Here is a 4381-nt window from a genome sequence, read left to right on the forward strand (position 1 = left end):
ATTAAGTCTCGAACGTCAAAAATTTGTAGGGCTATTCAGAACGAAATTTTTGCACTTCGTTCTTGAATGTTGACTGAAACCGTGCCACATGGTTGGAAAATTCGGATAACTTGTTTAACTTTGTGGAAAACACTTACCAACTGACATGAAGAAACAGAAACTATCGATCGCTTTTATCATGCTGTGTGTCGCCGCCGCTCCGGTTGCTGACATACATGCGGAGAAAGCCGGCAAAGGAGGCATATCTCCGGAAATGATGTCGAGAATAAGGGCTTCATACCCCGATGACGCCACCACAAAAGCGTTGCGCAATGCTTTGGGCAATTCGGATATCGACAAAATCGCTCTCAACTCCGAAGCAGGCAATGCATTTGACACAAACTTCTCTCACCGCGTTAAAAGCAAGGGAATAACAAATCAAAAATCATCAGGCAGATGCTGGCTTTTCACAGGACTCAATGTGCTCCGAGCTCAGATGATGGCGACACATGACCTACCGGAGCTGCAACTATCCCAGAATTATAATTTTTTCTACGACCAGCTTGAGAAAGCAAATCTTTTCCTCCAGGGAATGATAGATTACGCCGGTCGTCCTATGGACGACAAAATGGTAGACTGGCTTTTTACCAATCCTATAAGCGATGGCGGTCAGTATACCGGACTCTCGGACAATCTGATGAAATATGGTGTGGTGCCCGCAGAGGTCATGCGGGAATCCTACAGCAGCAACAACACCTCCAGAATGAGAAATCTGATTGCTCTCAAACTCCGCGAGGATGGTCTTGAATTGCGCAGGATGTATGCAGACAAGGCAAAACCTGCCGCCCTGCAGACCCGCAAGGAGCAGATGCTCGGCGAGATATACCGTATGCTTGCACTCACTCTCGGCACTCCCCCGTCTGAATTTATCTGGACACGTAAGGATTCAAAAGGGAATGTGGTCAGCACTCGCAAATACACGCCAATGGAGTTTTATAAGGAATTTGCAGGAAATGACCTGAAAAACGATTATGTAATGCTCATGAATGACCCGACACGTGAATATTACAAACCATATGAGATTGATTACGACCGACACACCTATGACGGGGAAAACTGGACTTACATCAATCTGCCGGCTGAAGACATCAAGAAGATGGCGATAGAATCAATCAAAGACAACGCAATGATGTATTTTTCCTGCGATGTCAATAAGTTCTTCGACAGAGAAAGAGGCGTACTTGACACCGACAACTTCGATTATTCATCTCTCATGGGTGTAGACTTCGGCATGAATAAAGCCGACCGCATACGCACTCACGCGAGTGCGTCATCACATGCGATGACACTCGTTGCCGTCGATCTTGATGCAGAAGGCAAGCCGCTGAAATGGATGGTTGAAAACAGCTGGGGTAACGGAGCCAACGACGGCCATCTTATTATTACAGACAAATGGTTCGACGAGTATATGTTCCGACTTGTGGTAAACCGGAAATATATACCCGCCGATATCCTTGCAATAGCACGCCAGACGCCAATAATGTTGCCGGCATGGGATCCCATGTTCTCACCCGATGAATAAAGAACCGGGAAGCTTCCGCATATTATAAGTGGAAGCCATGCTTTCACCATACGCACCCGCCGAGCGCAACGCGATAAGATCTCCGCGACGCACGGCGGGTAGTTTTTCACCTTTGCCGAATACATCGGACGATTCACACACCGGTCCCACCACATCATAAACCTCTTCGCAAGCATCCGCCTCCGCATTCACAGTCTCGATCTTGTGATGCGCTCCATAAAGCGCAGGACGCATCAGATCGTTCATGCCGGCATCCACTATCAGAAATTTCCCGCCGTTCCCCTCTTCTATATAGAGAATATGTGTAATTAGAGATTTGTAATGTGCAACTACTGCCTTGCCGAGCTCGCAGTGTATCTGCTGTCCGGGCGTAAGGTGAATGCCGGAAATCAAAGTGTTGAAATAATTTCTGAAATCCGGGACAGGATTCTCATCGGGGTTGTCATAATCAATTCCAAGACCTCCCCCGACATTTATCACAGGAAATTCCACACCACGCTTACGATAGTATTCTGTCAACGCATTGATACGTTCGCACAGCAGGGCGAACGGTTCCGTTATGGTTATCTGGGATCCTATGTGAAAATGAAGACCGATAAGGTCGATCCAATCAGAAGCAGTGGCGAAATCCACAGCTTTGTCAAGGCATCGCATATCAATACCGAACTTATTTTCTTCAAGTCCTGTGGTGATATACTCGTGGGTATGGGCATCTATATTCGGATTGACACGAAGAGCCACAGGCACCTTCTTTCCGCAACGCTCTCCGAGTTCACTGATGACCTTCAGTTCCTCGATGGATTCCACATTGAAACAGCCGATACCACTCTCTATACCAAAGATTATTTCTCTGTCAGTTTTTCCGACACCGGCATAATATATGGAGTCATTGCTGAAACCTGCCGCCAAAGCCGCCTCTATCTCTCCTCCGCTCACACAATCCGCTCCGAAACCGGAATCAGCTATAACTTTGAGTATCTCAGGATTGCCGTTTGCCTTTATCGCATAATGCACGTGCACGTCACTGCCGGATATACACNCCTTGATTTCATTCAGCGTGGAGCGAAGAAGCTCCATATCATAATAATAAAAAGGGGTTGAGACCCCTTCACAGGGTAATTTAAACTTCATATTTGATTATCTATTCGAAAATTTCTGCGGAAAGAGCCTTCAGGGCACGGTTCTTGTCTTCCGCCTTGATCAGAAACGAAATGTTATAATTGCTGCCGCCATATGAAATCATGCGCACAGGTATATCCCTCAGAGCATCGAGAGCCTTCGCCTCGAACCCCCGGTTCTGCCATTCAAGATCTCCCACTACACAGATAATAGTCATATCCCGGTCAATTGTAACGGTGCCGAAACGATGAAGTTCCTCGACTATTCTGTCAAGATTCCTCTCATTGTCGATTGTCAGAGACACACCTACCTCGGAAGTGGTGATCATGTCAATTGCCGTCTCATGTTTCTCAAATATCTCGAACACCATCTTTAGAAATCCGTACGCAAGCAGCATCCTGCCCGATTTGATCTTGATTGCAGTGATGTTGTCCTTGGCTGCGACAGCCTTGATATATCCTCGCCGCAGCACATTGTCGATCAACGTTCCCGGAGCGTCAGGCTGCATGGTGTTAAGCAACCTTACCGGAATATTGTTAAGTTTTGCGGGCTGAATACATGTGGGATGCAGAATCTTGGCACCGAAATAAGCCAGCTCGGCAGCCTCTTCGAAATGGAGGTTTCTCACCGGGCGCGTACCCTCTACAAAACGCGGATCATTATTGTGCATTCCGTCTATATCTGTCCATATCTCTATCTCCTCAGCCTTTACCGCCGCACCGATAAGAGATGCTGTATAATCGCTGCCTCCGCGTTCAAGATTATTGATCTCTCCGTTGTGGTCAAGACAGATGAAACCCTGCGTTATAAACAAAGCTGCATCAGCATTCTCCTCAATCAGTGAGGCAAGATGCTTCGTGATATATGGCAGATCGGGCTCTCCATGCTCATCCGTGCGCATAAATGCCAGTGCGGGAAGAAGAACAGATGCCACACCTTGCTCCTGAAGATACGCATGCATCAGATTTGTGGAGATCAACTCACCTCTTGACACAATCTCTTTCTCCAGAAGAGGAGAATCAGGAGAGGAAATAGTATGACGGATATCATTGAAAAAGACTGCGGTTTTTTCGGATGCGGTCTTTCGCCATTCTTCTGTTGAAAAAAGTTCGTCAACCACTCCCTTGTATCGCTCCTCAAGAGAAGATATGAGACGACACGCCAGTTGCGGATCACCGTCCTTCACGGCTTTTGATATCTCGATAAGTGAATTGGTAGTGCCGCTCATAGCTGACAACACCACAATATTTCTCCCCTTATCACCTATCAATGCGGCAACATCCTTGATTCTTTGTGGAGAACCGACAGAGGTTCCCCCGAATTTCATGACCTTCATTTCAATAACCTGTAGTTTTTTATTTGAATTGCAAAATTAACACATACGGATTAAATCAGCAACAAAAGAATAGCATATTCGGATTAAATCACAACAAAAAACGTAAATTCAGACATCCTTAGAACCTGCCATCGATGTGCAAACGTTATAAAATAGATGATAACCCTAAACAGTAACTAAATAAAAGTGTAGAATGGAAAACACAACGGCTACATATCCCCATGGAAAAAATTACTACATATTTCTTGTAGCGTATCTCGTCGGTCTGAGTGCATTCGGATCATTCGTCAACGACATGTATCTTCCGACTCTGCCGGAAATGACCCGATATTTTCAATGCCCTGTATCTGTAATTCAACTTGGAC

At 46.1% G+C, this 4381-nt stretch carries 3 protein-coding genes; 1 reads left to right on the forward strand and 2 read right to left on the reverse strand.

The genetic code is table 11. The features are described from left to right. The first annotated feature begins 145 nt into the window (after window positions 1-145). A complete protein-coding gene (locus tag JX312_RS09735; RefSeq protein ID WP_204457853.1) occupies window positions 146-1561 on the forward strand; it encodes a C1 family peptidase in 1416 nt (471 codons plus the stop codon). On the opposite strand, the gene lysA is transcribed toward JX312_RS09735, so the two are convergent. Then, window positions 1547-2692 (reverse strand): diaminopimelate decarboxylase, encoded by a 1146-nt coding sequence (gene lysA, locus JX312_RS09740; RefSeq protein ID WP_204457854.1) that lies wholly within the window; start codon window positions 2690-2692, stop codon window positions 1547-1549. The genes JX312_RS09735 and lysA overlap by 15 nt on opposite strands. A gap of 10 nt (window positions 2693-2702) precedes the next feature. Then, window positions 2703-4016, reverse strand: a complete 1314-nt coding sequence (locus tag JX312_RS09745; protein WP_204457855.1) for an aspartate kinase — start codon at window positions 4014-4016, stop codon at window positions 2703-2705. Between the last annotated feature and the right edge of the window lie 365 nt (window positions 4017-4381).

The sequence above is a fragment of the Barnesiella sp. CU968 genome (genome assembly GCF_905219685.1).
GTDB classification, from domain to species: Bacteria; Bacteroidota; Bacteroidia; order Bacteroidales; family Muribaculaceae; genus Lepagella; species Lepagella muris_A.

Excerpts from the sequence above, each read along its gene's own strand:
- JX312_RS09735 (WP_204457853.1), top strand. The coding sequence starts at position 146 with ATGAAGAAACAGAAACTATCGATCGCTTTTATCATGCTGTGTGTCGCC.
- JX312_RS09745 (WP_204457855.1), bottom strand. The coding sequence starts at position 4,016 with ATGAAGGTCATGAAATTCGGGGGAACCTCTGTCGGTTCTCCACAAAGA.